Raw genomic sequence first — 26495 nt, forward strand, 5'->3', positions numbered from 1 at the left:
CCGGCTCCGAGTTGCCCGTCGCCGTTCGGGTCTCCGCTCCGTTGAGGGTGGACTGCGGCAACGCGCTGGACCTGATGGAGATCGCGGCGGTCATGCAGCCGTATCGCCCCTGCACCGTGAACATCGCCGTGAACCTCCGGGTCCAGGTGACCATCGAGCACCAGGATGGCGCCGGAATCGTCATCGACGACGAAGTGGGCGTCACGAAGTTCGGATCGTTGACGGAGATCTCGTTCAAGGGGCCGACCCGGCTGACGGCGGTGATCCTGCATCACTTCCAGCTCGAGGGCATCAGGGTCACGATCCGATCGCCTGTACTGCGTGGCAGCGGGCTCGGTGGATCGGGCGCGGTGGCGCTGGGACTGGTGGCTGCCTGCCAGGCCTATCTGCGCTTTCCCGAGCAGATCCCGATGTCGGCCGCGCGGCTGTCGGCGATGGCAATGCTCGCCCAGAGCCTGGAGATGGCGATCACGCCCGCCCCCGTCGGCATCCAGGATCATCTGGCCGCCGCGTTCGGTGGGGTTTCGCTGTGGGAGTGGGAGGCCCGGGACAGAACGCCACCGTTCAGGCACGTCCGGCTCGACGGAGCGGAGACGGTGCGTGGACTGAACGATCGACTGCTGGTCTGCCTGCTTCGGGAGCCGCATAGGGATGGCGGCCTCAGCCTCGCCTGGGCTGAGTCTGTTCGGAACGGCGAGCTGGAGACTTGGGTTCGCACGGCGGGCGCCACCCGGATCTTCGCCCGAGCGATCCGCGCCGGGCGCTGGCCGGCTGCCCTCGCCGCACTCAACGAAGAGTGCGAGCTACGCGCGCGAGAGTGGCCGCAGGTCATGACGGGGTCCGCGTCCGTGTTCCGGAGCGCTGTACTTGGCAGTGGTGGCGCTGCTCGATTCTGCGGTGGTGGCGACGGCGGTGCGCTGTGGGCCTTGATCGAGCCGGGACGGCGAGAAGACTTCGCGAATGCGTGGACCACAGATGCAGCGAGTGCAGACGGTGAACTGGTCAGACCGGAAGTCGATGGCCAGGGGCTGGTGATCGAATGCATGCCGGGCTGAACCTGACCCTGAACGTCGGCCGGCCGGCCGCCTGCACCATCGTGCTGGCGCGCGGCGCGCTGCAGAACCTTGCCGAGATCCTTGCTGGCACGACGGTGCGACGCGCGATCTGGGTCGCGGATCAGACCGTCCAGGCCGCGGTGGGGAACCTGGTCGACGCCGCCCTGCGTCGAGCATTCGGCAGCGTGGACGTCATCACGATCGAACCCGGGGAGCAAGGTAAGACACTGGCCGGATTCGCCTTCCTGCTGGGCGAGCTGGAGAGACTGAACGCCGATCGATTGACGACGATCGTTGCGGTTGGTGGGGGCAGTACGACAGATTCGGTGGGTTTCGCCGCCTCTGCCTACCTTCGGGGAATTCCCTACATCTGCGTTCCGACGACTTTGACGGGCCAGGTCGATGCTGCCGTCGGAGGCAAGGTTGCGGTGAACACCACGGCCGCGAAGAACGCGGTCGGAGCGTTCTATCACCCCAGCCACGTGATCATCGATCCCGCTTTGTTGCCCGCCCACCTGGAGATTCCCTTCCGGGACGGATTGGCCGAGATCGTCAAGGTGGCAACGATCTCAGACGGACCGTTGTTCGAGAAACTAGAGGATCTAGCGGCCGATCAAGTGCCGACCGAGCAGGTCCTGGACGAGTTGGTCCGCCGGGCTGTGATGGCCAAACTCGCACTGTTGACGAAGGACCCGTTCGAGACCGAACTCGATCGGCTGCTGAACTTCGGCCACGAGACCGCGCATGCCTTGGAGAAAGCTCTCGGCCATGCGATTCGGCACGGCCCGGCGGTCGCGATCGGAATCGCCGCGGCGACCAGGATCTCGGTCAAGCGCGCTCTGCTCGGCGAACCGGAAGGATGTCGCGTTCTCGCAGTGCTCGAACGCCTCTCGCTGCCGGTCTCGATCGACCTGAGGAAATCGGCCGAACAGCGCTTTGTCGACGCCCTGCGGCAGGTCATGTTGGTGCGTGCTGGCCATCTACGGGTAGTTTTGCCGACCGGCATCGGGCATGGGGTGATCGCGCCCGCGGTCACCATCGAGGATCTGACGACGAGTATCCGAGGGAGCTAGACGGAGTTGACGAACTCGCAGTCCCAGACGCCGGCCGAGTTGCGCTGGCAGCGCATTGCCCGGCGCGGTTCGGACGCCACTGTCCTCGTCTTGCTGATCACCGGCGTGGCCGTCTCAGCCATCGATCTCACGGTCGGTCTGGACAGATTCTCCTGGCTGGCACAGCGGATTCCGCAGATCACCCTGCTGGGGCTTGCCTTCTTTTTCGCCTCGGCGGTACTGGAACGCATGACGCTGCTGGAGGGCATCCGATCGGACCTGGAATTCCTCAAGCGGGATCTGGACGACGGTGTGACCGTGCTCAACAGCCGCTTGGACGATGTGTCCAGGGTGCCGTCCGAGGTGGCGGCGGTGGTGCGGAGTACCCGTCGCGAAGTGCCTTTGCTACCGCTCCTCGCACCCGCGACCAGTTCGGTCCTGATCATGGGGACGACATTGATCCATTTCGCGGAGCACCATCGCGAGCTCCTGCTGGAGAAGAGTCGCAGCTGTTCGGTCCGGATCTTGTTGCTGGACAGCTCGGCGGCTATGCGGCATGTGCATTTCGCCACCGGTCGCCTGTTCGGTGAGGAGGAGTCCTTTCATCGCGAGCTGAAACGCAGCCAGGAGGCGATGGTCACGTTGGCGGCTGAGGCCCGTCAGCATGGCGGCGACTTCGAAGTGCGCGCCTATGACATCGTGCCCACAGCAAATGTCATCATCGTCGATCCGGCCTCCCCGGCCGGCCAGGTTCAGGTCGAGTTCCTGCCTTATCGCGCGTCGGCCAACCTTCGGCCTGGCATGCTGCTCAAGCGGCAAGCGGTGACCGTAGATGCCGACAATCTCTTCGACTTCTTCGTCAGGCATTATGACCAGCTCTGGAGCGTCAGTCGCGATGTCACTCGGTGAGGGATCCATCCGGATGGTCGCGGAGTATCCGGCCGTTCCGTGGGTGCCGGCGGAAGAGACGTCCGTTGTGGCCTCTCCGTGGCTGACGGTCAGACGCACACAATTGGCTGATCCAGCGGGCCGCACGATCGACGAGTACTACCTGATCGACCGGCCTACGGTCGCTGTGATCTGCGCGGTGACTGACGCGGATGAGCTTGTGGTGGTTCGCCAGTTCCGGCCGGGTATCGGTCGCGCCGATTGGGAGCTGCCAGGGGGCGCCATCGACCTTGCCGAGGAGCCGGCCGTCGCAGCACGGCGTGAACTGCTGGAGGAAACCGGTTTCGAGGCCTTCAGCCTGAGCGAGGTCGCCGTTCTGGACAAGGACGCGGCCAGTTCGTCGGCCAAGGTGCACGTGTTCTTCGGCCGGGGGCGGCTGCTGGACCGGCCGGATCGGCCGAAGGCCGACGAACCCGATCGACCGAGTGTGGGATTGGTGGCGTGGGACGCGGCGCTTGACCTGGTGCTGGATGGATCGTTCTGCGAGCAGTCCTCGGTCGCGGCGCTGCTCTGCTGCCGCGAGGCGCGTCACCGCCATGGTTGGTGACGAAACGCGCAGCGCCCCGAGCCTGGTCCTGCCAGGTCCGGGGCGCTGTTTGCTTTGGGTCAGCCGCCGTTGGGTTCTTGGGCGTCTAGGGACGGGTATTTGTCCATGAATTGTTTGAGGGCTTCGCCGGAGACCGAGGCGCAGAACTGGCGGTGGCCGAAGGCGGTGGTTTGGCCTTGGGCGTTGCCGCTCCAGTGGGAGAAGGCGATGTTCTTGCCGGCCGGCCAGGCGGCGCCGTCGGAGGCTTTGAAGGGGGCGGCGATGAACTTGCCGTTGGTGCTGTCGGGCAGCTTGGCCTTCGAGATCTTCTCGATCAGGTCGACCTGGTCCCTGTCCTTGGCGGTCGCCTCGTTGTACCAGAGGATCGTGTAGCCGTGCTCGAGGTTGTGCACCAGGTTCGGCACCGGCGGGCGGTCGTCGGCGTAGAACTTCTTCGTCAGCGGGGCCCAGGTGGCGTAGTGCGGGCCGGAGGACGGCGGGGACACCGGGTACGGGATCACGGTGCCGTCCGGCTTGTGGTCCTGGGTGCCGGAGGCCGCGTCGTTCGTCGGTGCGTCACAGGAAGCGGCCGAGGCGGCGACACCGAGGTCGGTGATCGACTGGTTCCTGGTCCGCGAGTCCTGGATCAGTTTGATCGCCGGGTAGGCGATGATCGCGAGACCGATGACCATGCATCCGGCCACGATCAGCCGGGTCCGGACTTTGTCGGCACGGGCCTGATCGCGCTGCATCTTTTCGACGAGCTCGCGGCGTGACTGCTTCTGAGACTTACCCACAGTGATGGTCTTCCCGGATCAGGGGCGGTCTCGGAGCCGCCGTGCGGATGCAGTGTACGCAAGCTGCCTGAGAGGTTGCCTAGAAAACTACTGAGACCGTGAGCCGAACGTGACCGTCGCCTCACTGTGTTGATGCCGACCCCCACCCCACCGCCCCGGTCGGGGTTGATGCCGACCCCCACCCCACCGCCCCGGTCGGGCCGGACCCGTCCGGACGCTCACCCCGTAGCCCTCCGCATGCAGCAGGACGGCCAGCCGCTCGGCGATGATCCCCACCGCCACCGGGTCGTCCCCGAACACCCCGACCGCGCTGTCGAGCAGTTCGACGTGCACGTCCTCGTCGTCGGCCAGCAGCCCGGCCCAGAGCGCCGGGTCCACCTCACGAGGCCCAGTAGGCGCCTTCCGGGCCAGTACTGCGGCCCGCGCCGCCTCCCGAGTGCCCAGGCTGAACAGGTCCATCTCGGCATCCCGCACCAGCGCCCGTGCCCCGGTCCCGTGCTCCCCAGCCGGCAGCACGATGTCGGCCAGCCCACGCAGTACTGCGACCGGTACTCCGTCGGCCTTGCCCTTCACCAGTTCGCTGGCCGAAGCGATCTCGTCGGCCAGTGCCGGCTCCGTGACGGCCAGTACGTTGCCGTGGCTGTCGGTGGTACCGCGTAGGTCCTCGATCACCTGGACGCCAGCGGCTCCGATGGCCAGGTCGACCTGTCCGTTGCGCCAGGGGCGCCCGAGGGTGTCCGTGACGACTACGCCCACGTTCACGTCGTACCGATCCTTCAGAGCCGCCCGCAACGAGCGTGCGGACAGGTCTGGGTCGACAGGGAGCAGCAGCACGGTGCCAGGGCGTGTGTTGGAGGTGTCGGTGCCCGCAGCGGCCATCACCAGGCCGTGCCGGGTCTGGACGATCCGGGTGTCGCCGCGCTGAGCCACGACGCGGACGAGTTCGGCGTCGATCGCCTCGTCCCTGGTGCCAGTGGTCAGCCGGTCCTCGGCCTTGCTGACGATCTTCGAGGTGACCGAAAGCACGTCGCCGTCGCGCAAGTCGGCCGCTTCGCCGATCAGCGCGGCCAGGTCGTCCCCGGCGGCGACCTCCGGCAGACCGGTGACGGGGAAGATCTCCAGGTGCTTCCTCACCGTCGGACCGCCTCGGCAAGCGTGAGTGCGGCCGATGCCAAGGCGGCGGTGGTGTCCTCGTCGGTCATCCACAGCGGCACGGCCTGGGCGTGGATGCCGGCCGTCGCGATCGACTCCAGCTGAGCCGCGTCCGACGTGTCGATCAGCCAGCCATCCAGTACGCCGTCCGCCGCGCGCGAGCCGTAGTGCCTGGCCACCGCGCTCGCCGTGGACTCCACTCCGATCGCCGCCAGCACCTTGTCGGCCATCCCGCGGACCGGGCCGGTACCGATGATGGGGGAGACCCCGATCACCGGCGCGGACGTCTCGCGGACGGCCTCGCGGATGCCCGGGACGCCCAGGATCGTGCCGATCGAGACCACAGGGTTCGACGGCGGCAGCAGCAGCGCGTCGCACTCGGCGATCGCGTCCAGTACTCCGGGTGCCGGCTTCGCCTTCTCCGAGCCCACGGCAACGATCTGGTGGGCGGTCACCTCGGCGTGCAACCGGACCCAGTACTCCTGGAAGTGGATCGCCTTCTTGGTGCCGGGCTTGTCCGGGTCGTCCACCACCACATGGGTCTCGACCCGGTCGTCGCTCATCGGCAGCAACCGGACCGGCAGGTTCCACCGGGTGCAGAGCGCCTCGGTGACCGCGGCCAGGCCGTAGCCGGCGTCGAGCATCTGGGTCCGGACCAGGTGGGTGGCCACGTCGCGGTCGCCGAGGCCGAACCAGGTCGGCTCCACGCCGTACGCCGCGAGCTCCTCCTTGATCACCCAGGTCTCGTCCTCACGGCCCCAGCCACGCTCCTTCGAGATGCCGTTGCCGAGCGTGTACATCACCGTGTCGAGGTCGGGGCAGACCCGCAGCCCGAACAGCGTGATGTCGTCCGCGGTGTTCCCCACCACGGTGATCTCGGCGTCCGGACGGGCCTTCAGCAGGCCGCGCAGGAAGGTGGAACCGCCGATGCCACCGGCTAGCACTGTCAATCGCATGGGAACAGTTTCCACGAGTCGTCAAAGCAGCGAACCACCGCACGACTATGCTGCCGAGGGTCCGATGTGTGTCAACGTCAGTTGAACGGCCCCCAACATCCCGAGGAGCCCTCGTGGTCACCGACGCAACCAAGAAGCTCAGAGAGCCGGTCGCGTACATCTTGCTCGCCTTTGCCGGCCTTGTGGCCCTGGCTTCGCTGATCCGGCTGTTCGTCGGCAGCGCAGGTTTCACCAACGCCGCTGCCCTAGTGCAAGGCAGCCTTACCCCACCCGGGCTGGATGCGGTGGTGCTGCTGGTGACGCTGGTCGCGTCGGTCTGGCTGGTGAACGAAGCAGGAGAGCGCACCCCCAACGCGCGGATCGTGACCCTGGCCGCGCTGTCGATCACCGGTCTGCTGGCCCTGATCGTCCTGATCGGCGCCTTCGCGGGCTTCAACGAGACCAGCACGGCCGGTCTCAAGATCACCAGCTTCCTGTTCGCGCTGGCCGGTCTCGCCGTGTACGGCGCCGCCGGTCTCTACATCCTCAAGACCTTCCAGAGCCTGCCGGCTCCGGTTCGCGCGCCGAAGGCCGGCCCGCACGGCCAGTTCGCCGGCCAGGGCCAGTACGGCGCTCCGGGTGCCCAGGGCGGTCAGTACGGTCAGCAAGGCGGCCAGTACGGCCAGCAGGGCGCCCAGGGCCAGTACGGTCAGTACGGCGGCCAGCAGGGCGCCCAGCAGGGTCAGTACGGCCAGACCGAGCAGGGCGGCCAGTTCGGCGCGTACGGCGCCGGCGCGGCCGGAGCGGCTGCTGGTGCAGCCGGTGGCTACGCCGCAGCCCAGGGCGGCGAGCAGCAGTGGCCGCAGGAGCAGAGCTGGAACCAGGGCGAGCAGCAGCAGGCCTGGTCGGCGACTGAGGCAGAGGCCGCAGTGCCGCAGAGCGACGCACTGGCAGGTCAGCCGGCCGAGCAGGCATGGTCCGCTGAGGGCCAGGCAGCCGAGCCGACGCAGCAGTGGAGCCCGGAAGGCCAGCAGCAGTGGGCCGGCCAAGAGCAGGGCCAGCAGTGGCCGCAAGAGGGTCAGCAGCAGTGGGGTGGCGCCGACGCCGGTGCGCGGTGGCCCGGCCAGGAGCAGCAGTACGCCCAGCCCGCTCAGCAGGAATGGCCTGCACAGGAAGCCGCTCAGCCCGAAGCTCAGCCGGCCGCCCAGCAGGCCGAGGGTTGGTCGCAGCAGGGCTGGCAGCAGGAAGGCCAAGCCTGGCAGGCAGAGGACGCCCCGGCGGCCGAGCAGCCCGCCGAGGTGGCGCCCGAGGTACCGGACGAAACCCGTGTGGAGCCGAGGGTTTCCGAGGACGCCAAGGACGAAGAGGGACAGCCGCAGCAGGGTCAGCCCGGTCAGCAGGGCTGGTGGTCACAGCCTTCCTGACTGGGAAGCAAGTGGGAAGCAACCGCCTCGTCAGCCGATTTAGATCGCCCTGACGGGGTGTCGAGAAGGACCGAGAGGCCTGTGGATGCAGGCCTCTCGTTCTTTTGCAGCCATGTTGCGGATGATGCCAATAGCAGACCACGGCTTGACTTTCGTGGATTGCAGGAATGTAATTTCAACCGTGTCGTTCGTTGGACACTCGGTATCGGGGACCGTTGCAGAGCGCAGGACGGACGAGGTCAGGCATGTGGGACCGCAAACCCACATGTACAGGGGAACGAACAGGGTCGAGGAGGTCGTACCGTGACAGAAACGCTGATGGCGATTGTCGACGGTGAGGCGATCGAGGAGGAGCCGAACTGGCAGGAACGGGCGCTGTGTGCCCAGACCGACCCAGAGGCTTTCTTCCCGGAGAAGGGTGGTTCCACGCGCGAGGCGAAGAAAGTCTGCCTCGGCTGCGACGTCCGGGGCGAGTGCCTCGAGTACGCGCTGCAGAACGACGAACGCTTCGGAATCTGGGGCGGGCTGTCGGAGCGGGAGCGCCGCAAGCTGAAGAAGAAGGCCGTCTGACGCCTGGCTGATCGACGGGTGGTGGTGCCCTGCCGCCCCGCCGTCGTCGACGCGCCAAAGATTCACCGTGTGAATCCACAGCACAGAAAAGTCAACACAAACTTCTGCGTGAGGCCCCGGCCGGACTTCGTCCACCGGGGCCCGCTGCTGTCCGGACCAGGCTGGCAAGGTCTGGAGCAGGCCCCTTCCCGCGTCGCGTAAGGTGAGTCCTCGCCACGCCTGCGATGACGGTGTGGCGAGGCCGTCACTTTCCCCTGAGGTGTCACTGCTCCGCATGGAATCAGAAGCTCCGGCCGGCTGGGAGTTCTTCGACTCAGTCGACTTCCCGACCGACCTCACCAACGATCCGCTGGGTCGCGCGCCGATCCGGCACGTCGTCACCGCGGTCGTGGTCGGCCACGAGGGAGCCGCCTGGCTGCCCCGCCTGACCGAGGCGCTGTGGGCCCTCGGCCGCCGTCCCGAGCGGCTGATCGCCGTCGACACCGGCTCCACCGACGAGACCGCCGAACTGCTCGCCACGATGCCCGCCGTCGAGCCCGTGGTCAGCCTCTCGGCCCGCACCGGCTTCGGTACTGCGGTCGCCCGCGGCCTGGAGACGGTCGGCTTCGCGCCTGTACCGTCCGCTGTCGGCCCGTACGGCGACGACGGGCACATGCCGGTGGTCGAGTGGCTCTGGTTGCTGCACGACGACTGTGCCCCCGCCCCGAAGGCGCTGGAGCAGTTGCTGCTGCAGGCGACGATGTCGCCGGATACCGGCGTCTGGGGTCCGAAGCTCAGGATGTGGCCGCGCGATCGCGAACTGCTCGAGGTCGGCGTCAGCACGTCGCTCGGCGGCCGCCGCGACACCGGCATCGAGAACGGCGAGCTCGACCAGGGCCAGCACGACCAGCCGCGCAACGTTCTCGCGGTCAGTTCGGCCGGCATGCTGGTTCGTCGCGACGTCTGGGAATCCCTGCACGGGTTCGATCCGCGGCTGCCGATGTTCCGCGACGACATCGACTTCGGCTGGCGGGCCAGCCGGGCCGGGTTCAAGGTCGGCGTCGCGCCGGATGCCGTCGTGTACCACGCGCAGGCTGCCGCGACCGGCGAGCGCGCGCTGGCCGGCACCCGCCGGCACGCCTACCAGCTCGACCGCGCGCATGCGTACTACACCGTCCTGGCGAACGCGCCTGGCAAACTGCTTCCGCTGCTGATCCTCAGGTTCCTGCTCGGGACCTTCGTTCGCTCGGTCTGGTTCCTGCTGGGCAAGACGCCGTCCGGCGCGGTCGACGAGTGGACCGCTCTGCTCGGTACCTTGCTGGCCGGTGGCTGGACCCAGGCGCGCAAGGATCGTCGCCGGATCGACCAGGTTCCGTACGAGTCGATCAAACCGCTCTTCTCGCGCTCGGTGAACGCGCTGCGGCACAACCTCGAGGAGACCGGTAGCACGATCACCGAGCGCCTCCGCGAGGCCTGGGCCGACGAGCCCGAGGAGCAGGTCGTCACGACCGCTCGCCGGGCCAAGAGCACCGCTCGCGTCGCGCAGGACCAGCCGCGCTGGCGCCGGCAGCTGATCCGCCGGCCGTTCCTGGTGACGTGGGTTTTCCTTGCGATCGGTGCGTTCGTGGCCGCTCGCAGTCTGATCGGCGGCGGCGTACTGCGTTCCACCCTGTTGCTGCCACCGCACGAGAGCCTCGGATCGCTGTGGCATGCGGCCGCGGCCGCTCCGGCCGGGGTGACTCCGCCGGCCTGGCTGGCCCAGTTCTGGGCGCTCTCGACCGTGACCTTCGGGCCGTCCGGCGCGACCAACATCGTGCTGCTCGGGGCGATTCCCCTTGCTGCGCTGGCCGCTTGGGCTCTGCTGCGCGCCTTCGTCGTCGACCGGGTCGCGCGAGCGTGGGGCGCAGCGGCGTACGGGCTGGCGGTTTTCGCCAACGGCGCGATCACGCAGGGGCGGATCGGGACGGTGGTGGCCGCGATCGTGCTGCCGCTGCTTGGTGCTGCCGTGCATACGGTCGCTCGGCGCCGACGGGTGGTCATCCAGGGGAGCTGGCGGGCGGCCTGGTTCGCCGGGATCTGCCAGGCCATCCTGTTTGCCTTCGCCCCGGCTTTGGGGCTGCTGGTCGGAATCACCTTGGTGATCGGCGCTCTGCTCGGTCTCGGCTGGCGTCGGCAGGGCCGGCAACTGGTCTTCTCGGTCTTCCTCGGCTTGATGCTCGTGCTGCCGTGGACGATCGAGCTGGTGCTGAACCCGTCCAGGCTCGGGCAAGAGGCCGGCGGCCCGCCGACCGCGGCGGTCGGTCCAGGCAACAGCCTCCCGCATTTGCTGACCGGTACGCCGATCGGTGCTCCGGTGCCGTGGTGGTTCGTGGTACCGCTGATCTTGGTTGCCCTGCTGAGCCTGCTGCGGGAGTCGCGGCAGCGGTACGAGCTGATCGGCTGGTTCGCGGCGCTGGCCGGCCTTGCGGGCACGTTGGTCGCCAGCCGGCTCGGTGGTGGCAGCGGTCCGCTGATGTTCCTGATGACGGCCGGCTGGATCATGGCCATCACCGTCGCGTGGGACTCGGTCGGGAAGTCACGCGAGATCCTCGTGCAGGCCGTCCTCGGTCTTGCCCTGGTCGCGACGCTCATCACGGCCGGCTTCTGGCTGGTGCGCGGTGACGACGGGCCGCTACGACGTGGGCCCGCGCAGGACCTCCCGGCGTACCTGATGTCCTCGCAAGGGCCGCCGCAGAACGCGTCGATCCTGGTGGTGCGCAAGGACGGCGCGAGTGTGATGCGCTTTGCGCTGGTGCGCGACGGCGGACCGCGGATGGGTTCGCTGGAGGCCGCGCCGAAGGCCGAACAGAGCAAACCGATCACGGACATCCTGTCTGCGCTCGGCGGTGGCGGCACCGGTGAGGAAGGCCGCCAGCTGGCCTCGCTCGCGATCGACTACGTCTATCTGCCGTCGCCGGTCGATCCGACGCTGATGGCCACGCTCGACTCGCTGCCCGGCCTGACCAGGGCCAGCGCCGAGGCGGACGATGCCTCCTGGCTGGTCGACCGGACCAAGATCGAGGGCAAGACACCGGTACAGGACGAAGTCCGCGGCATCTGGCGGGTGCTCGGCATCATCGCCTGGATCATCGCCCTGATCTCCTGCCTGCCGACGGCGCGACGCACGGTCGCAGTTCCGCGCGGGACGCACGCTAGGAGGGTGTCGTGAGCGGCCTACTTTCGAACCTGCGAGTGCGGCTCGGGGTCTGCGTGCTCGCCATGGCGGTCGCGGGCGGGCTGGGCGTCGTCACGCACCCCAAGACAGCTGTCACGCGCCCTGAGGGCGCCGACGGACCGACTCGGACGATCGTGAACCGTACTGCGTTGAGCTGTCCGGTGCCGGGCGTCGGCGGCAAGGTGCAGAGTTCAGTCGACGCGGTCTCACCGTTGCTGCCCAAGGACACTCCGACCGCGCCAGGCAACGCGACGCCGCTGTCGATCGCGCCGCTGCCGACCACGTCCGACCCTCTCGGTTCGGTCCTGGTCCGCGGCAAGATCGCCTCGACGCCGAAGGCCACGAAGCCGGTGCCGCTGTCGATTCAGGGCATCGGCCCGCTCGCTGCCGGGACCGTCGGCACGAGTACGTCGATCTCGACCGAGGGTGTTAATCGCGGCATGGCGAGCGTGCCCTGCCTGCTGCCCGGTTCGGACTTCTGGTTCGTAGGCGCGAGTGCCGCCACCGGCCGGCGTGACGTCCTGGTGCTGACCAACCTCGACAGCATCAACGCCGAGGTGAATATCACCGTCTACTCGGCCAATGGGGCTCTCGATCTGCCCAACGCGCGCGGCATCGTCGTACCGGCGCGGGGGACCTCCGAGCTGTACCTGAACCTGCTGGCGCCGAAGGCACGTGACCTTGCCCTGCATGTCGAGTCCACTGGCGGCCGGGTGTCGCCGGCGCTGCGGGACAACGCCACCAACGGCAAGAAGCCTGGTGGCGTCGACTGGATCAACCCGTCGATCCCACCGACCACCTCGCTGGTGGTCCCCGGGATCGCGCCTGGTGCGGGTGCCAGGATGCTCACGCTGGCCAACCCCAGCGATCTGCAGGCGACGGCGACGCTGACCGTGAATGGCCCCAACGGGCCCTTCAAGCCGGCGAACCTGTCGACCGTGCAGATCCCGGCCGGCACGGTGAAGTCGGTCCGGCTCGACTCCATACTGCGTGGCGACCCGAGCGCGATCACGATCAGCTCGGATCAGCCGTTGACGGCATCCACGCGGACCGTGAGCGCGAGCGGCGACGAATTCGCGGTGATCGGATCGGCCGAGGCGCTGACCGGACCGGCGTACCTGGTGCTGCCGGCGCACGCGCAGCCCGCGCAGTTGCAGGTGACCGCGCCGAGCAAGACGGCCAGCATGCGGTTCGAGCTGCGCGACCTGAGCGGCAAGATCATCGCGACCCGCGCGCTCGACGTGGTGAACGGCGCGACGAGTGTGGTCAGCTTCAAGGCGCAGTCCCAGCCGACGTACCTGATGGTGGAGCAGGTCAAGGGTTCGGTGGTGGCGGCCGTGACGTTGATGCCGCCGGCCAAGCTCGGTGAGGACGCGGTACCGCTGGTCGCGGCCTGGCCGTTGTCGACCTCGCTGGTCTTCCGCGCCCAGCTCGGCGCGCAACCCGACGTACGGGCCGCCCTGAAGTAGAACCGCCGCCCACCACCTGATCATTCGCCCCCTTTTCACCCTCTTCGCGTGCTGCCCGGCGCTGGCGGTTCGGTGGCGAGGATGAAAAGGGGCGAATGATCAGGTGAGGTTTGTCAGTCGTCGTCGGTCTCGAAGTCGGGGTCGATCTGTTCGGGGGACAGGGCGAGGACGTCGGCCAGTTCGAGGACGAGCGCGGAGCGGACCAGCCAGGCCAGGCTGGTGGCGGAGCGTTCGGCGCGCAGTTCGATCGGGCGGCGGAAGACGACGATCCGGTAGGGCTCGTGCGAAGTACCGCCGGTGGAGTGCGTGAGCGGGATCTCGCCCGCGTGCATGTCCAGGTTCGGCACGTCCTCGATCGCGAACTCGACCCGGGTGACGACCTGCGGCAACCGTTTCTCCAGCCGGGTCACCTCGATCGCGACGACCTCGTCGAACTGAGCCGCGGCGGACCGCTGCAAGGGCAATCCGCGTGGTGCGAAGCTGCTCGGCCGGCTGATCGGTCCGAGCATGCCGCGCCCATGGCGGTCGATGTGCCTACGATGACGGCGAGCCTCGGTCACGCGATCAGCCTAGTGGGGGTAGCGTCTGGTCGTGAGCATCGCCAGGATCTGTTCGCGCGCCGCCTGCCATCGGCCGGCCGTGTCGACGCTCACCTACGTCTATGCCGACTCCACGTGTGTACTGGGTCCGCTCGCGACGTACGCCGAGCCGCACTGCTACGACCTCTGCGCCGACCACGCCGACCGGCTGACCGCGCCGAACGGCTGGGAAGTGATCCGGCTCGCTCCGGATCCGGCCGCCGCTGGTCCGTCGGACGACGATCTTGAGGCGCTGGCGAACGCAGTACGGGATGCGGCCCGTCCGTTGCCGCCGGCGAGTCGTGAGCCTGTACCTGGGGCGCCGGTGGAGATTGCGCGCCGGGGGCATTTGCGGATGCTGCAGGATCCGGGGTCTACGGCTGCGGATAACACTGAGCAAGCCTGAATCTGTACGGCGTTTCCCACGCTGGCCACTCCGCTCGGCTCCTTCGTCGCCTATCTACTGCCGGCTCCTGCGTCGCCGCTGAGCGCGGGGCGGTCGCGTCGTACCCGGCCCGAGTCGCGTGAGTCGGTCCGGGACGAGATGCGCGCGGCCCGGAGTGGTTGCTGGGGGCAACGAAGCTGCATGCATACCCAAGTCGGACGGGCAAGCGGTTACCTCGGCGTGTCGGCGCGCCCGGGACGGGTGGTGCGTGCATGGCAGTCCGGAAACCCCGTCCCGTCTTGGCGCGACAGGTGCATGCGTCAGGGACGGTGCTGTCTCGCCGGTGGAGCGGGGGTGGTCGGGTCCACTAGCGCCTTATGGGGACGCTAGCGCGCTGTAGCAGGCCAGTGGCCCGATAAGGCGCTAGCGGTGCGGACGGGTAGACGCCGATCGGCAGGATGGAGGCCGGCCTTCGCGGTTGGCTGCCGCCCGGCTGCGCGGGCTCCTGCGTCGCCAGACGGCGGGGTGGTCGCGGCGTTTGCGGCTGGTGTCGCGGGATGCCTGGTTCGCTCCTGCGTCGCCACCGAGGGCGGGGGATCGCTGGGAAGCGTGGGCTCAACCCTCTCCGTTGGGGTTCGCCCCCTGGCAGACCAGTGGGCGAACCCCCATTCGAGGGGTTGTCCCCTCCGTTGGCCACCTGGGACCGCTCGCGAACGCAGCTCGGCCCCTCGCGCCGTACGAGCCCGGGCCGCTGGCGTCGCACGCAGCCCGGGTCGCTGGCGTCGTACGCCGTCTCGAGGCGTCCCCAGCAGCCCACCCAAGCCCAATTTCGGTCAGGGCCGAAATTCTTTCCGATCGGCCCAACTTTTCTCCCGCAGTTGGTGTCTCACCTGGCAGAAAACACCACTACAAGGGGGATTTGGGGACATGAAGAAGGCATTTGGAATCGCGGCTGCGGCGGGGATCTCGGCGCTGGGGGTACTGGCCGGAGCGACCGCGACGGGGGCGCAGGCGGGGACGATTGGTCTGGATCGGGGCAAGCTCCTCACGCTCCAGCAGGTGCAGAAGGCCGACCCGGCAACTAAGTGGATCACCCAGGTCGACCGCGGCCGGCTCCCAGCCGCCTACTGCGGCCCTGCCTCGACCGAAGGCAAGGCTGTCGCCCAGCGACTGGCTCGCGGTCACACCGACGAGATGATGTCGTACGGCACGCAGTACCTCAGCCGGTACCAGAGCAAGGCGGCGGCCAAAGCGGCCTACACCTCCATCCTCGCCACGCTGAAAACCTGCAAGTACTCGAAGCCCTCGCCGACTCACGCGCGCCGGATCACTGAGAACCGGACCATCAAGGCAGGCGACGCCACCACGATCCTGCGCTGGTGGGACTACGCGTTGCCGAGTGACCCGGGCAGCGAGAATGGCGCCTTCCCGTACGCCGTGACCCTCAAGGGCACGGTCGTCTCGGTGCTCGCGTTCAGCCAGGACGGGACTGGCATGAAGGCAGCCAACTTCGACAAGCTGGCGGTTGCGGCTGCGGCCAAGCTGCCCGGATAGTCAGTGACAACAGAACCGGCGGTGGGGCGACCCACCGCCGGTTTCGCATGTTCGAACGTGTTTCACAGCGTGGGATGAGGTTGACCACGTTGTCATGGCTGACAAGACTCCTGACTTGTGAACGATCAAAAACTACGGGTCGGAGTGGTCGGTCTCGGCTTTGCCGGGCGGACCGCGCTGGAAGCGTTCTCGGAGCTGCCCGACGTCGAAGTGGTGGCGCTGGCGGGGCTCGAGACGGACACGCTGAAGAGTCTCGGTGCCAAGCACCAGGTGCCGCAGCTCTTCGAGAAATGGGAGGACCTACTCGCCGTCGACGGCCTGGACGCCGTCAGCATCGGTACGCCGACGCAGCTGCACTCGCCGATCGCGCTGGCGGCTCTGGAGCGCGGGTTGCATGTGCTCTGCGAGAAGCCACTGGCCAGGACGGTTGCCGAGGGTACCGCGATGGTGGAGGCGTCGAAGAAGGCCGGCCGGGTGCTCAAGGTGGTGTTCAACCACCGCGAGCGCGGTGACGTCGCCACCCTGAAGCACCAGATCGACGAAGGGCTGCTCGGCCGGATCTACTACGCCAAGGCGCACTGGATGCGTCGCAACGGCATCCCCGGTATGGGTGGCTGGTTCACCAACCGCGAGCTGTCCGGCGGCGGCCCGCTGATCGACCTCGGCGTGCACATCCTCGATCTCGCCCTGCACCTGATGAACGAGCCCAAGGTGACCACGGTCAGCGCGAACACCTTCGCCGAGCTCGGCCCGCGCGGCCGCGGCAGCGTGAGCAGCGTGATCCGGCCGACCGTCGACACGCTCGGCGCCAAGTTCGAGGTGGAGGACCTGGCCACGGCGTACCTGCGGCTGGAAGGCGGCGGAGCGCTGCAGTTGGAGACCAGCTGGGCGACGTACCGGGCGCCGGGTGACAACTTCGGGATCGAGCTGTTCGGTACCGAGGGTGGCGCCAAGATCGACGTCCAGGACTACACGAACACCGACACCCTGAAGATCTTCACCGACGTCGGCGGGGTGCCGGCCGAGGTCCGTCCGGCCACCGGCGCCGGGCTCGGCCACCGCGCGGTGGTCAGCGAGTTCGTCGCGATCGTGCTCAGCGGCGACTGGTCCGCCCACAACGGCTCGGAGGCGCTGGCGCGCACCCAGGTCATCGACGCCGCCTACGCCTCGGCGAAGGCCGGACGAGAGGTAGTGCTGAATGACTGAGATCCGGGTGACCGTCTGGGGCGAGAACGTCCACGACCAGCGCGACGCGTCTGTACAGAAGATCTATCCCGACACGATGCACGAGACGATCGCCGCAAGCCTGCGCGCCAAGCTCGGCGAGCAGGTCAAGGTCCGTACTGCGTGGCTGCAGCAACCCGAGCACGGCCTGACCGACGAGGTGCTGGCGGACACGGATGTGCTCACCTGGTGGGGGCACGCGGCGCACGGCGACGTGGACGACGCCGTGGTCGACCGGGTGCAGGAGGCGGTGCTGTCCGGGATGGGGCTGATCGCCCTGCACTCGGCGCACTTCGCGAAGATCTTCAAGCGGCTGATGGGCACCACCTGTTCGCTCGACTGGCGCTCGGACAACGACCGGGAGCTGCTGTGGACCGTCGCGGCCGGCCACCCGATCGCGGCCGGCGTACCGCATCCGCTGGTGATCGAGCAGGAGGAGATGTACGGCGAGCTGTTCGACGTACCGCAGCCGGATGAGCTCGTTTTCGTCAGCTCGTTCTCCGGTGGCGAGGTGTTCCGTTCCGGCTGCTGCTACCGCCGCGGCCAGGGCCGGGTGTTCTACTTCCGCCCGGGCGACCAGGAGTACCCGACCTACCACCAGCCGGAGGTCCAGCAGATCCTCGCCAACGCGGTCCGCTGGGCGGCCCCGGTGGTCGAGCGCAAGCTCCCGGACGTCCACCACCGGGCCACACCGGGGTGGTTCGAAACAGCCTGAAACACAGGTTCGGGCCGGGGCCAGATAAGGTCCACGCATGGTTGACGTAGCTGCGATCTTCAAGGCGTACGACGTACGCGGGGTCGTCCCGGACGAGCTGGACGAGTCGGTGGCCCGGGCGACCGGCGCCGCGTTCGTCGAGGTCCTGGACGTGCTGGCCGGTCCCGGAGCCGTGGTGATCGGCTATGACATGCGGCCGTCGAGCCCGGGGCTGGCCGCCGCCTTCGCGGAGGGGGTGACCAGCACCGGGGCCGACGTGATCAACATCGGGCTGGCCTCCACCGACCAGCTGTACTTCGCCTCCGGGCGGCTCCAGTTGCCCGGTGCGATGTTCACCGCGAGCCACAACCCGGCGCAGTACAACGGGATCAAGATGTGCCGTGCGGGCGCCTCGCCGGTCGGCGCTGAGTCGGGGCTGCGGGACATCGCGGACCTGGTCGCCAAGATGCTGATCGACGGGCTCTCACCGGTCACGGTGCCGGGTACCGCTCGCCAGCGGGACCTGCTGACGGCGTACGCGGACCACCTGAACGACCTGGTCGACCTGAGCGGCATCCGGCCGCTGAAGGTCGTCGTCGACGCCGGCAACGGGATGGGCGGGCACACCGTACCGGCCGTCTTCGCCACCGGCCCGGTCGAGATCCTTCCCCTGTACTTCGAGCTGGACGGCAACTTCCCGAACCACGAGGCCAACCCGCTCGACCCGAAGAACCTTGTCGACCTGCAGGCCAAGGTGCGCGAGACCGGGGCCGACCTCGGCCTGGCCTTCGACGGCGACGCGGACCGCTGCTTCGTGGTGGACGAGAAGGGTGACCCGATCTCGCCGAGCGCGATCACCGGCGCGGTCGCGGTCCGGGAGCTGGCCAAGCACCCGGGGTCCGCGGTGATCCACAACCTGATCACCTCCAAGGCCGTGCCCGAGCTGATCACCGAACACGGCGGTACGCCGATCCGCGCGCGGGTGGGCCACTCCTACATCAAGCAGCAGATGGCCGAGACCGACGCGGTCTTCGGCGGCGAGCACTCCGCGCACTACTACTTCCGGGACTTCTGGCGGGCCGACACCGGCATGCTCGCGGCGCTGCACGTGCTCGCGGCGCTCGGTGAGCAGGACAAGCCGGCTTCGGAGCTGTTCTCGGTCTACGAGCGGTACGTGGCCTCCGGCGAGATCAACAGCCGGGTCGAGGACGCCGCCGCGACGGTTGCCGCGATCGAAGACACCTATGGCGACCGCGAGGGCATTACCGTTGACCATCTGGACGGTCTGACCGTAGACGCTGGACAGTGGTGGTTCAACGTGCGCGCGTCGAACACCGAGCCGCTGCTGCGGCTGAATGTCGAGGCCGGGGACGCCGCCACCATGGAGCGTGTCCGCGACGAAGTACTGGCCCTGATCACCGGTGCACCGGAAGTTAGCAAAGGAACTAGATGACTCCCCCAAACATGAACCTGGACCCGGACCTGTTGAGCATCCTGGTCTGTCCGAAGTGCCGGTCGGAGTTCCGCGTGGACGACGAGGCCAGCGAACTGATCTGCACCAACGCCACCTGCGCGCTCGCCTACCCGGTCCGCGACGACATCCCCGTGCTGCTGATCGACGAGGCGCGCTCGACCCTGGATGCTGGGGCAGAAGAGAACTGATGAGCCTCTTCGACGATTCGCGGCTGGACGACCCGGCCGCCCTCGAGGCTTCGGACCACCTGCTGCGCCGGCTGGCCGGTGCGGGAGCGCGGGTGCGGGCTGAGCTCGACGCCTCCGAGGAAGCACTGTCCCAGCTGGCCACCGACGGCTTCCGTCCGCGCGCGATCGTGGCCGCCGGACGGGACGCGCGCCTGGTCCGTGCGGTGCTGGAGCCGGTCTGCCCGGTGCCGTTCGTGGCCTGGCCCGGTCCCGGCCTGCCGGGCTGGACCGGTCCGCTCGACCTGGTCGTCGTGCTCGGTGGCGATGATGCCGACACGGAAGCGGTCTCGGCCGCCTCCGAGGCGGTACGCCGTGGCTCTGGGCTGATGGTCGCCTCCCCGGCCGACTCGCCGGTGGCGCAGGCCTCGGCCGGCTCACGGCACGCCATCCGGCTGCCGTCGCAGTCGGACGACCAGCTGGCGGCTGCGGTCGCAGTACTGCAGGGGCTTCACCAGCTGGAGCTTGGGCCCGCTGTGGACGCCAAGGCCGTCGCGGAGATGCTCGACGAGGTCGCCATCGAGTGCTCGCCTAACAAGGACGTAGCGTCGAACCCGGCCAAGGACCTGGCTCTCATGCTCGGCGACGCGCTGCCGCTGGTCTGGGGCGGCTCTGTGCTGGCTGCCCGTGCTGCACGTCGTGTCGTCGAGGCCGTGCGGCTCGCTAGTGGCCGCCCGGCCCTTGCGGCCGACTGTGGCCACCTGCTGCCCGTACTGGCGAACCAGCCGCCGCGTGACGTCTTCGCTGACCCCTTCGACAAGCCGGAGGAGCTTCGGCCCGGTCTGGTCATCCTGGACGACGGTGTCGAGGATGAAAGCGTGGCCGAGCACCGCCGCAAGCTCGAGGACAAGGCAGAGCGCCACGACGTCCGCGTGCACGTGGTGACGCAGGCGAACGGGACCGACGTGGCCCGGTACGCCGCTCTGACGCAACACGGCCGCTACGCCGCGGCGTACCTGGGGATCGGACTCGGCCGCTACGGCACGCCGGCCGAGGACGCACCGAGCGCGCCGGGCAACCCCGCGGAGGATCCGGCGTGGTAGTTCCGCTCCAGAACAGCATCCGGGACTACGCCTGGGGCTCGCGGACCGCGATCCCCGAGCTGACCGGGATGGTGCCGGACGGCAAGCCGCAGGCCGAGTTGTGGATGGGCGCGCACGAGTCGGCACCCTCCGTACTGCCGTCAGGCGAGTCGTTGTTCGACCTGGTGTCCGCGGATGCGTCCGGCGTACTGGGGGAGGAGACGGCCGCGCGGTTCGAGGGCCGGTTCCCGTTCCTGGCGAAGATCCTGGCGGCCGAGCAGCCGTTGTCGATCCAGGCGCATCCCTCGCGGTCGCAGGCGATCGATGGGTATGCGCGGGACGAGGCCGCTGGGATTCCGCGCGATGCGAACGACCGCAACTACAAGGACGCCTGGCCGAAGCCGGAGATCCTGATCGCGCTCGGTCCCTTCGACGCGCTCGTCGGCTTCCGGCCGCTGGCCGCCTCGATCGCGTTGCTCGAGGCACTGGGTGTGCTCGACGAGTTGCGGCACTTGTTGCTCGACGGGAAGCTGGAAGACGCCTTCACCTCGTTCATGAGCACCGACCGGGACGCGATCCGTCCGCTGGTCGCTGGTCTCGGAGAGGCCTGCCGTGGGTACGAGGGCGCCGAGTTCGCAGTGGAGGCCGAGACGTTGTCGCGGCTGTGCGAGGACTTCCCCGATGACCCGGGAGTACTTGCCGCGCTGTTGCTGAACCGGGTGCGGCTCGAGCGATTCCAGGCGGTCTACCTGCCGGCCGGGAATGTGCACGCCTATCTGCACGGCACTGGGTTCGAGGTGATGGCGAACTCGGACAACGTGTTGCGAGGCGGGCTGACGCGCAAGCACATCGACGTACCGGAGCTGGTCTCGGTCGTCGACTTCGAGCCGCTGGAGTCGCCGGTGCTGGAGGGTACTGCGGTCGCACCGGGCGTCACGGCGTACGAGACAGGCTGTGAGTACTTCGCGGTACGGCGGGTGGAACTGGCCGGGGAGCCGGTCGAGGTCGACGCGACCGGACCGCGGATCGTCGCTTGTGTGGACGGAACGGCTGAGGTCGTTGTCGTTGGCACCGAAGACACCGTGGCGCTGTCCGCCGGCCGGTCAGCGTTCCTTCAGGGACCCGAAGGACCCTGTACGCTGCGTGGTTCCGGCACGGCGTTCGTCGTGTCTGCTCGCTGATCCCCTGAACTGATTCCTGAACTGATCCCCTGAACTGGCACGGAGGACAACGGAAATGGCTGGTGGCGGTAACAAAGCCGTCGTCGCGGCACTGCTGGCGAACACCGGTATCGCGATCACGAAGTTCGGCGCCTGGTTGCTGACCCAGTCGGCGTCGATGCTGGCCGAGTCGATCCACTCCCTGGCCGACGCCGGCAACCAGGTGCTGCTGCTGATCGGGGTGAAGCGGGCCAAGCGGGAGGCCAACGAACTGCACCAGTTCGGGTTCGGCCGGGAGCGCTACGTCTACTCGTTCATCGTCGCGATCGTGCTGTTCAGCGTCGGTGGCCTGTTCGCGCTGTACGAGGGCTACCACAAGGTGCACGAACCGCACGCGATCGAGAACTGGAAGTGGGTCCCGGTCGTGGTGCTGGTAGCCGCGATCATCATGGAGTCGTTCTCGTTCCGGACCGCGATCGTCGAGGCGAACAAGGTCCGCGGACACGTCAGCTGGAGCCGGTTCATTCGCAACGCCCGGTCCCCGGAGTTGCCGGTGATCCTCCTGGAGGACTTCGCCGCGCTCACCGGTCTGGTGCTGGCACTGATCGGCGTCGTCCTGACCCTTGCCACCGGCAACGGAATCTTCGACGGCCTCGGCTCGATGGCGATCGGCGCGCTGCTGGTCTGCGTCGCGATCTTCCTGGCGATCGAGATGAAGTCGCTGCTGCTCGGCGAGTCCGCGACCCGCGAGGGGCAGGCGAAGATCGTGGCTGCGATCGAGAACACGGTCGGTGTGCAGCGGCTGATCCACATCCGCACCCTGCACCTCGGCCCGGAGGAGGTCCTGGTCGCCGCGAAGGTGGCGGTCGAGGACGGGTCCGACGCCGCGAGCATCGCCCAGATCATCAACGAGGCCGAACACGCGATCCGCGAGGCGGAGCCGATGTCACAGCACGTCTACATCGAACCGGACATCTACGCGGAGAACTACACCCGGGCAGAACGCCCGGCCATCCCCGAGGCTCCCTCACACTGATTGTCTGTCACCACCCTCCCGAAGGGCCAGAATCCGGTGCGTATGTTCTTCGAGCCCGACGAGTTCGAGTCCTTCGAGGCTGCCAAGGACCTTTTGATCGATCGCTGCGACGAATGGGCGCGAGGTCTGCCGGCCCACGGGGATCCGTTCATCTTGTCAGCGGCGCTCGACTTCCGGCACGACAGTACGGACGGGCGGCTTGGCTTTTGGACGGCCGGCCTGGTCCGTCAATTCCTGCTCGAGTGGATGCCACGGAGGCTGTCGGTGGCCGCCGACGACGTGGCGGACGCGCCGGAGACCCTGGGCGTCCTGCTGAGGTTCCTGCGTGAGACCGATCTGGATGATCCAACTGGGGATCCCATGCCGGTGCTCGAGGACGCGATTGCAGAGGCCACCGCCAGCTTCCGGCAGGCCATGTCGGACGAGCGGAACTTCGGGCTCGCCAAGTTCTGGATGATGAAGGCGATGGCAGCTGGGGTCGATCCCACTGACCAGGCAGGTCTGGAGCACTTCACCGGACGCGTCCGCGCCGGCGAGATCGCCCATGACCGGGAAGTCCTGGCGGAGATCGCGACCCGGCAGTTCTCAGCTGCTTCGAGCGAGCGCGGTCTTCCTGTGCTGCCGGTGGCGCTGCCCTCGGCAGCCGAACTCGCAGCCAGCGCAGGTCAGAGCCCGGTCCTCGCTCAGGTGCGCGCGCTGGTCGCGTGGACCGGGACCGGTCGTCAGCTCACCACGACGGGTAACATCAAGCTCGCGGACGCCCGAGAGCTGGTCGAGTTGCTGAGCACGGGCGATGTCATCGATCCGGTATTCGGCGGGCAGACGTTCCGCACGACGAGTAGCGCCGAACTGACTGGCCTCGCTGTCATAGTCGAGTGGGCCAAGAAGGTTCGGGTCGTCCGGGTGGTCAAGAACCGGCTGGTGGTGGTGGCCAAGGCGAAGCGCCTGCTGGGCGATGACCTTGCCTTGTGGACCGCAGCCTTCGAGGCGGTTGGTGAGCTCGGCGACGTGCTTTTCCCCCGGCATGGCTGGCACGTGAGAATGCTCGGCGATGTGTTCGACGAGGTGCTGCCCGATGTTCTCAACGCGATCTATGGGTTGCCGGTGCCCATCCCGGTGGTTCGCCTGGAGGAAAGCGTGTGGGAGGCCTGCGGCGCGACGTTCGCCATCGAAGCCGTAGACGAGGAGCGGCTGGACTACTGGCGCCAGGCCGTTGCGCGCGACCTCCACCGAGTCCTGCGACTGCTGACCGAGCTCGGCGCCGCGGAACTGAGCACCGGGCGTGCCGATCCGATGTACTCCACCGACCTCGATACATCCGGTTCCGACTACCCGGACGATCCCGACTACCCGGATGACCTCGTACTGCCATCCTTCGCCCCGGAGGTGGCGCAACGGATCCGGACCGCGTTGGAGGGCGATACGGAGCTGGTCGCGCTCACTGCGTTGGGTACCTCAGCAGTGCGCTCACGACTGCTTGCCGATGGCCGCTTCGCGCCGCTTGTCGGCGAGTTGTCCGGGGCCTCGGCCGGTCAGCTCCTCGGCATGATCGCTGAGCACTACACCCCGGACACCGGCCGGGAAGAAATCGGCTACTGGCTTGCCGCGCATCCGTCCGACGGGCACGACAGGTTGCTGGACGCTGTCCGCGGCTGCCCGTTCCGGACCCGTGCAGTCGCACTGCTCGACACGCTCGCCGATGCCCAGCCAGATCGGCACGGCTTTTTGAACCGGCTACGTACAGACCCGGTGCTGGCACCGACCGTGCTCCAGCTTCTGATCAGCGACGGGCAGTTGGAGATCGAAGAGCTGTCTCCTTCAGACGGACTCCTCGGCATGACGGAGCAGTTCCTCCAGCTTCTCGAGTTGGGTGGCGCCGAGGGAGCGAGGGAGTCGCTGGCTGAGGTGCCCGACCTGACCGAGTTGGCTTACGCGCTGGAGCATTCCGGACACCCGGACACCAACGGGCTCCAGAGACTCCGCACCCAGGTCATCGAACCGCTGATGCACAAGGGCCCTCGCCGGCTGCATTCAGTGGGCGGCTCCCAGCGCCAGGGCCGCGAGAATTCCAAGTCCAAACGCCGCCATCAGCGCTGAAGGGGTGGTCGGGGGATGTATGTCCCGACCGACAGACATAGTGCCTGGTGGGCCCGCACCGAGGGCAGCCAGGACATGCTGACGATGACTCGGGGGACCAGCCGGAAGGGATCGGCGTTCAGCCCGTGGCTGCGCCGGACCCGGGCCATCAGTTCACTGTTCACGATGACGAAGTCGAGGCCGAACTTCTCCCGCATCTCGTCCTGTCATTTCAGCGCGAGGCTGGGCGGGCAGACGATGATGACCGACCTGGCGCGGTGCCGAAGGAGCAACTCCTGGACGACCAGGCCGGCCTCGATGGTCTTTGCCGAGCCCCACGTCGCCGGCGAGCAGCAGGTTGGTCCGTGAGGCCTGCAGTGCGCGCCGCAATGGCTCGAACTGGTAGGCCTCGACGTTCGCGCCACTCCTTCAGGTCGTTGATCAGGTCACGGTCGATTGGCTGGTCACGGGCGAGGAGAAGCCGCTCGCGACGGCTGCCAGGACGACCGGCGGTACGGCGGGGACCGCGCTGCAGTTGGCCCGGCGGTACAGCGGCCTGCGTACCGACCTGTCTACCCTTGGATACAGCCAGCCCTGGCAGCCTCTCCCGGGCGGTCGCGACGAGGGTGGCTGGCGTCATCAAGGCCGTCAACTGGCTCGCGATGCCCTGAGTCAGGTCGAAACCTCCAGCTTCTCCTGGCGTGAGCATGGTCTGGTTGCGGTGATCGAGCAGGTCTTCGGTATCGACGTCGCGGTTGCCGAGCTCGGTGACGCCTTCGACGGGCTGGCGGCTTCGTCCGCTGAGGTCAAGCTGATCATCGCGGCGACGTCAAGTCTGCCGACCCGGCAGCGGTTCACGCTTGCTCACGAGCTGGGACATCTCCTCGCGGGCGACGATCAGGAGATCCATCTCGATCAGGATGTGTTCGATCGAGGTCAGCTGAAGGATCCCAGTGAACAGCGGGCCAATGCCTTCGCTGCTGCCTTCCTGATGCCCGAGCAAGACCTTCGTCAGGCGGCTGAGCCGTCCGGCCTCACCCTGGAGACCTTCGCGGTCCTGGCCTGCGATCTTCTGGTGACGCCGACCGCGCTTGCCATTCGGTTGTCCGACCTGCGCTTGATCGATGCCGGTACCCGTGATCGGTTCCGTGCCGTCACGGCCGAGAAGGCAGCCGGCCTGGCCGGCCGTGGGGCGGAGTTCGCTCAGCGAGTCGCTGAGGCGAATTGTCCACGCCTGCCAGGATTGCTGGTCCAGGACACTTATGCCGCGTACGAGTCCGGTGCCGCGACCGTGAGACCGTATGCCCAACTGCTGGGCAAGTCCGTGGATGAGCTGCGGCGGGCCTTCGAATCAGAGGCTGGGGTGAGTGAGGCGCCGTGAGCGAGTACTTGTTCCCCGACAACACCGTCCTGTGCAAACTTCGCTTCCGTCTGCAGGGTCGACCTGCTTCAGGCTGTGCTCGCAGGTCGAGGGCGGTGGACCGAAGCGGTTGCCTACGAGGCGGAGCTCTCGTCGAGGTTCCTTCCTGAGCTCGCACAAGTCGCGGTGGACGGCTGGCTCGGCCTGCCGATCGAGGTGAACGACGAGAGCGACATCAACGACATCGAACGAATCCGCCGCGCTGTCTTCGGTGGTACTGAGGACCGGCCCCCACAGCATCTGGGGGAGGCGCAGACGTGCTTCCTGATCCTTCGCCGGCCCGAGCTCGCTGGTTCCTGGTGGGTCTCCGACGACAAGGATGCACTGCGCTACGCCCGTCATCAGGGGATCACCACTCGCGAGACTGTTGATCTGGTGGCCATCGCCGTTTCCAACGGCGACATTTCCGCGTCTGATGGAATCGATCTCATGCGTCAGATGGTCGCCAATGGGCGATCCTTGAGGATGCCTGGATCCGCTCGCGAGCTCCAGTATTGACCAGCCACTGGGATACGGCCTGATGCCCG

25 protein-coding genes are annotated in these 26495 nt (G+C 67.9%); 20 read left to right on the plus strand and 5 right to left on the minus strand.

Going from position 1 to position 26495, the window contains the following annotated elements; translation table 11 throughout:
* Window positions 1-11: 11 nt before the first annotated feature.
* Genes A3ES_RS0126495 through A3ES_RS48555 form a run of 4 tightly spaced genes read left to right on the plus strand, consistent with a single transcriptional unit; the run spans window position 12 to window position 3602 of the window.
* Complete coding sequence (locus A3ES_RS0126495; protein WP_157630764.1) at window positions 12-1055, plus strand: GHMP family kinase ATP-binding protein; 1044 nt, start codon at window positions 12-14, stop codon at window positions 1053-1055.
* Complete coding sequence (locus tag A3ES_RS48550) at window positions 1040-2128, plus strand: 3-dehydroquinate synthase (protein WP_020389870.1); 1089 nt, start codon at window positions 1040-1042, stop codon at window positions 2126-2128. The genes A3ES_RS0126495 and A3ES_RS48550 overlap by 16 nt, the downstream gene beginning before the upstream one ends.
* Window positions 2129-2167: 39 nt before the next feature.
* Window positions 2168-3016, plus strand: coding sequence for a hypothetical protein (locus A3ES_RS0126505; protein ID WP_157630765.1), 849 nt, complete (start codon window positions 2168-2170; stop codon window positions 3014-3016).
* Window positions 3003-3602, plus strand: a complete 600-nt coding sequence (locus A3ES_RS48555) for an NUDIX hydrolase (RefSeq protein ID WP_020389872.1) — start codon at window positions 3003-3005, stop codon at window positions 3600-3602. The genes A3ES_RS0126505 and A3ES_RS48555 overlap by 14 nt, the downstream gene beginning before the upstream one ends.
* Window positions 3603-3661: 59 nt before the next feature.
* Here the strand turns inward: A3ES_RS48555 and A3ES_RS0126515 are convergent, their stop codons facing one another.
* From A3ES_RS0126515 to cofD, 3 genes are all read right to left on the minus strand, one after another.
* A complete protein-coding gene (locus A3ES_RS0126515) occupies window positions 3662-4378 on the minus strand; it encodes a DUF3105 domain-containing protein (RefSeq protein ID WP_020389873.1) in 717 nt (238 codons plus the stop codon).
* 87 nt (window positions 4379-4465) lie between these two features.
* A complete protein-coding gene (locus A3ES_RS0126520; protein WP_020389874.1) occupies window positions 4466-5512 on the minus strand; it encodes a coenzyme F420-0:L-glutamate ligase in 1047 nt (348 codons plus the stop codon).
* The gene (cofD, locus tag A3ES_RS0126525) at window positions 5509-6486 is read right to left on the minus strand and encodes a 2-phospho-L-lactate transferase (protein ID WP_020389875.1); all 978 of its coding nucleotides are present in this window, start codon (window positions 6484-6486) and stop codon (window positions 5509-5511) included. The genes A3ES_RS0126520 and cofD overlap by 4 nt, the downstream gene beginning before the upstream one ends.
* 113 nt (window positions 6487-6599) lie before the next feature.
* Here cofD and A3ES_RS0126530 point away from each other — a divergent pair, with 113 nt between their 5' ends.
* From A3ES_RS0126530 to A3ES_RS0126550, 4 genes are all read left to right on the plus strand, one after another.
* Entirely contained in the window at window positions 6600-7889 is a 1290-nt protein-coding gene (locus tag A3ES_RS0126530; RefSeq protein WP_020389876.1) for a cation:proton antiporter, read from the plus strand.
* A 318-nt stretch (window positions 7890-8207) separates the two neighbouring features.
* Window positions 8208-8459: a WhiB family transcriptional regulator gene (locus tag A3ES_RS0126540; protein WP_020389877.1), complete on the plus strand. Its 252-nt coding sequence runs from the start codon at window positions 8208-8210 to the stop codon at window positions 8457-8459.
* A gap of 274 nt (window positions 8460-8733) precedes the next feature.
* Window positions 8734-11646, plus strand: a complete 2913-nt coding sequence (locus tag A3ES_RS0126545) for a glycosyltransferase family 2 protein (protein WP_020389878.1) — start codon at window positions 8734-8736, stop codon at window positions 11644-11646.
* Window positions 11643-13121 carry a DUF5719 family protein gene (locus tag A3ES_RS0126550; RefSeq protein ID WP_020389879.1) on the plus strand — a complete coding sequence of 493 codons (1479 nt, stop codon included), beginning with the start codon at window positions 11643-11645 and terminating at the stop codon, window positions 13119-13121. The genes A3ES_RS0126545 and A3ES_RS0126550 overlap by 4 nt, the downstream gene beginning before the upstream one ends.
* Before the next feature lie 113 nt (window positions 13122-13234).
* Here A3ES_RS0126550 and A3ES_RS0126555 read toward each other — a convergent pair whose 3' ends face one another.
* Complete coding sequence (locus A3ES_RS0126555) at window positions 13235-13681, minus strand: metallopeptidase family protein (protein WP_026163215.1); 447 nt, start codon at window positions 13679-13681, stop codon at window positions 13235-13237.
* Window positions 13682-13712: 31 nt separating this feature from the next.
* On the opposite strand from A3ES_RS0126555, the gene A3ES_RS0126560 reads away from it, so the two are divergent.
* From A3ES_RS0126560 to A3ES_RS0126605, 10 genes are all read left to right on the plus strand, one after another.
* Complete coding sequence (locus tag A3ES_RS0126560) at window positions 13713-14105, plus strand: DUF3499 domain-containing protein (protein ID WP_026163216.1); 393 nt, start codon at window positions 13713-13715, stop codon at window positions 14103-14105.
* Window positions 14106-15011: 906 nt separating this feature from the next.
* Window positions 15012-15638 carry a hypothetical protein gene (locus A3ES_RS0126565; RefSeq protein WP_020389882.1) on the plus strand — a complete coding sequence of 209 codons (627 nt, stop codon included), beginning with the start codon at window positions 15012-15014 and terminating at the stop codon, window positions 15636-15638.
* A 117-nt stretch (window positions 15639-15755) separates the two neighbouring features.
* The gene (locus A3ES_RS0126570) at window positions 15756-16844 is read left to right on the plus strand and encodes a Gfo/Idh/MocA family protein (protein WP_026163217.1); all 1089 of its coding nucleotides are present in this window, start codon (window positions 15756-15758) and stop codon (window positions 16842-16844) included.
* Window positions 16837-17577, plus strand: a complete 741-nt coding sequence (locus A3ES_RS0126575) for a ThuA domain-containing protein (RefSeq protein WP_020389884.1) — start codon at window positions 16837-16839, stop codon at window positions 17575-17577. Before A3ES_RS0126570 ends, A3ES_RS0126575 begins: the two co-directional genes overlap by 8 nt.
* Before the next feature lie 37 nt (window positions 17578-17614).
* Window positions 17615-19009: a phosphomannomutase/phosphoglucomutase gene (locus A3ES_RS0126580; protein WP_020389885.1), complete on the plus strand. Its 1395-nt coding sequence runs from the start codon at window positions 17615-17617 to the stop codon at window positions 19007-19009.
* Complete coding sequence (locus tag A3ES_RS0126585) at window positions 19006-19218, plus strand: Trm112 family protein (protein WP_026163218.1); 213 nt, start codon at window positions 19006-19008, stop codon at window positions 19216-19218. The genes A3ES_RS0126580 and A3ES_RS0126585 overlap by 4 nt, the downstream gene beginning before the upstream one ends.
* Window positions 19218-20297 carry an SIS domain-containing protein gene (locus tag A3ES_RS48560; protein ID WP_020389887.1) on the plus strand — a complete coding sequence of 360 codons (1080 nt, stop codon included), beginning with the start codon at window positions 19218-19220 and terminating at the stop codon, window positions 20295-20297. The genes A3ES_RS0126585 and A3ES_RS48560 overlap by 1 nt, the downstream gene beginning before the upstream one ends.
* Window positions 20291-21457 (plus strand): mannose-6-phosphate isomerase, class I, encoded by a 1167-nt coding sequence (gene manA / locus A3ES_RS0126595; RefSeq protein WP_020389888.1) that lies wholly within the window; start codon window positions 20291-20293, stop codon window positions 21455-21457. Before A3ES_RS48560 ends, manA begins: the two co-directional genes overlap by 7 nt.
* 55 nt (window positions 21458-21512) lie before the next feature.
* Window positions 21513-22472: a cation diffusion facilitator family transporter gene (locus tag A3ES_RS0126600; protein ID WP_020389889.1), complete on the plus strand. Its 960-nt coding sequence runs from the start codon at window positions 21513-21515 to the stop codon at window positions 22470-22472.
* A gap of 42 nt (window positions 22473-22514) precedes the next feature.
* Window positions 22515-24569: a hypothetical protein gene (locus A3ES_RS0126605; RefSeq protein WP_020389890.1), complete on the plus strand. Its 2055-nt coding sequence runs from the start codon at window positions 22515-22517 to the stop codon at window positions 24567-24569.
* On the opposite strand, the gene A3ES_RS55570 is transcribed toward A3ES_RS0126605, so the two are convergent.
* Entirely contained in the window at window positions 24560-24766 is a 207-nt protein-coding gene (locus tag A3ES_RS55570) for a DEAD/DEAH box helicase family protein (RefSeq protein WP_202806594.1), read from the minus strand. The genes A3ES_RS0126605 and A3ES_RS55570 overlap by 10 nt on opposite strands.
* 503 nt (window positions 24767-25269) lie before the next feature.
* Here A3ES_RS55570 and A3ES_RS48565 point away from each other — a divergent pair.
* Both A3ES_RS48565 and A3ES_RS0126620 read left to right on the plus strand, forming a co-directional pair.
* Window positions 25270-25929, plus strand: a complete 660-nt coding sequence (locus tag A3ES_RS48565; RefSeq protein WP_157630766.1) for an ImmA/IrrE family metallo-endopeptidase — start codon at window positions 25270-25272, stop codon at window positions 25927-25929.
* 165 nt (window positions 25930-26094) lie between these two features.
* Entirely contained in the window at window positions 26095-26466 is a 372-nt protein-coding gene (locus A3ES_RS0126620) for a hypothetical protein (RefSeq protein WP_202806595.1), read from the plus strand.
* Window positions 26467-26495: the final 29 nt, after the last annotated feature.

The sequence above is a fragment of the Kribbella catacumbae DSM 19601 genome (assembly GCF_000372465.1).
GTDB classification, from domain to species: domain Bacteria; phylum Actinomycetota; class Actinomycetes; order Propionibacteriales; family Kribbellaceae; genus Kribbella; species Kribbella catacumbae.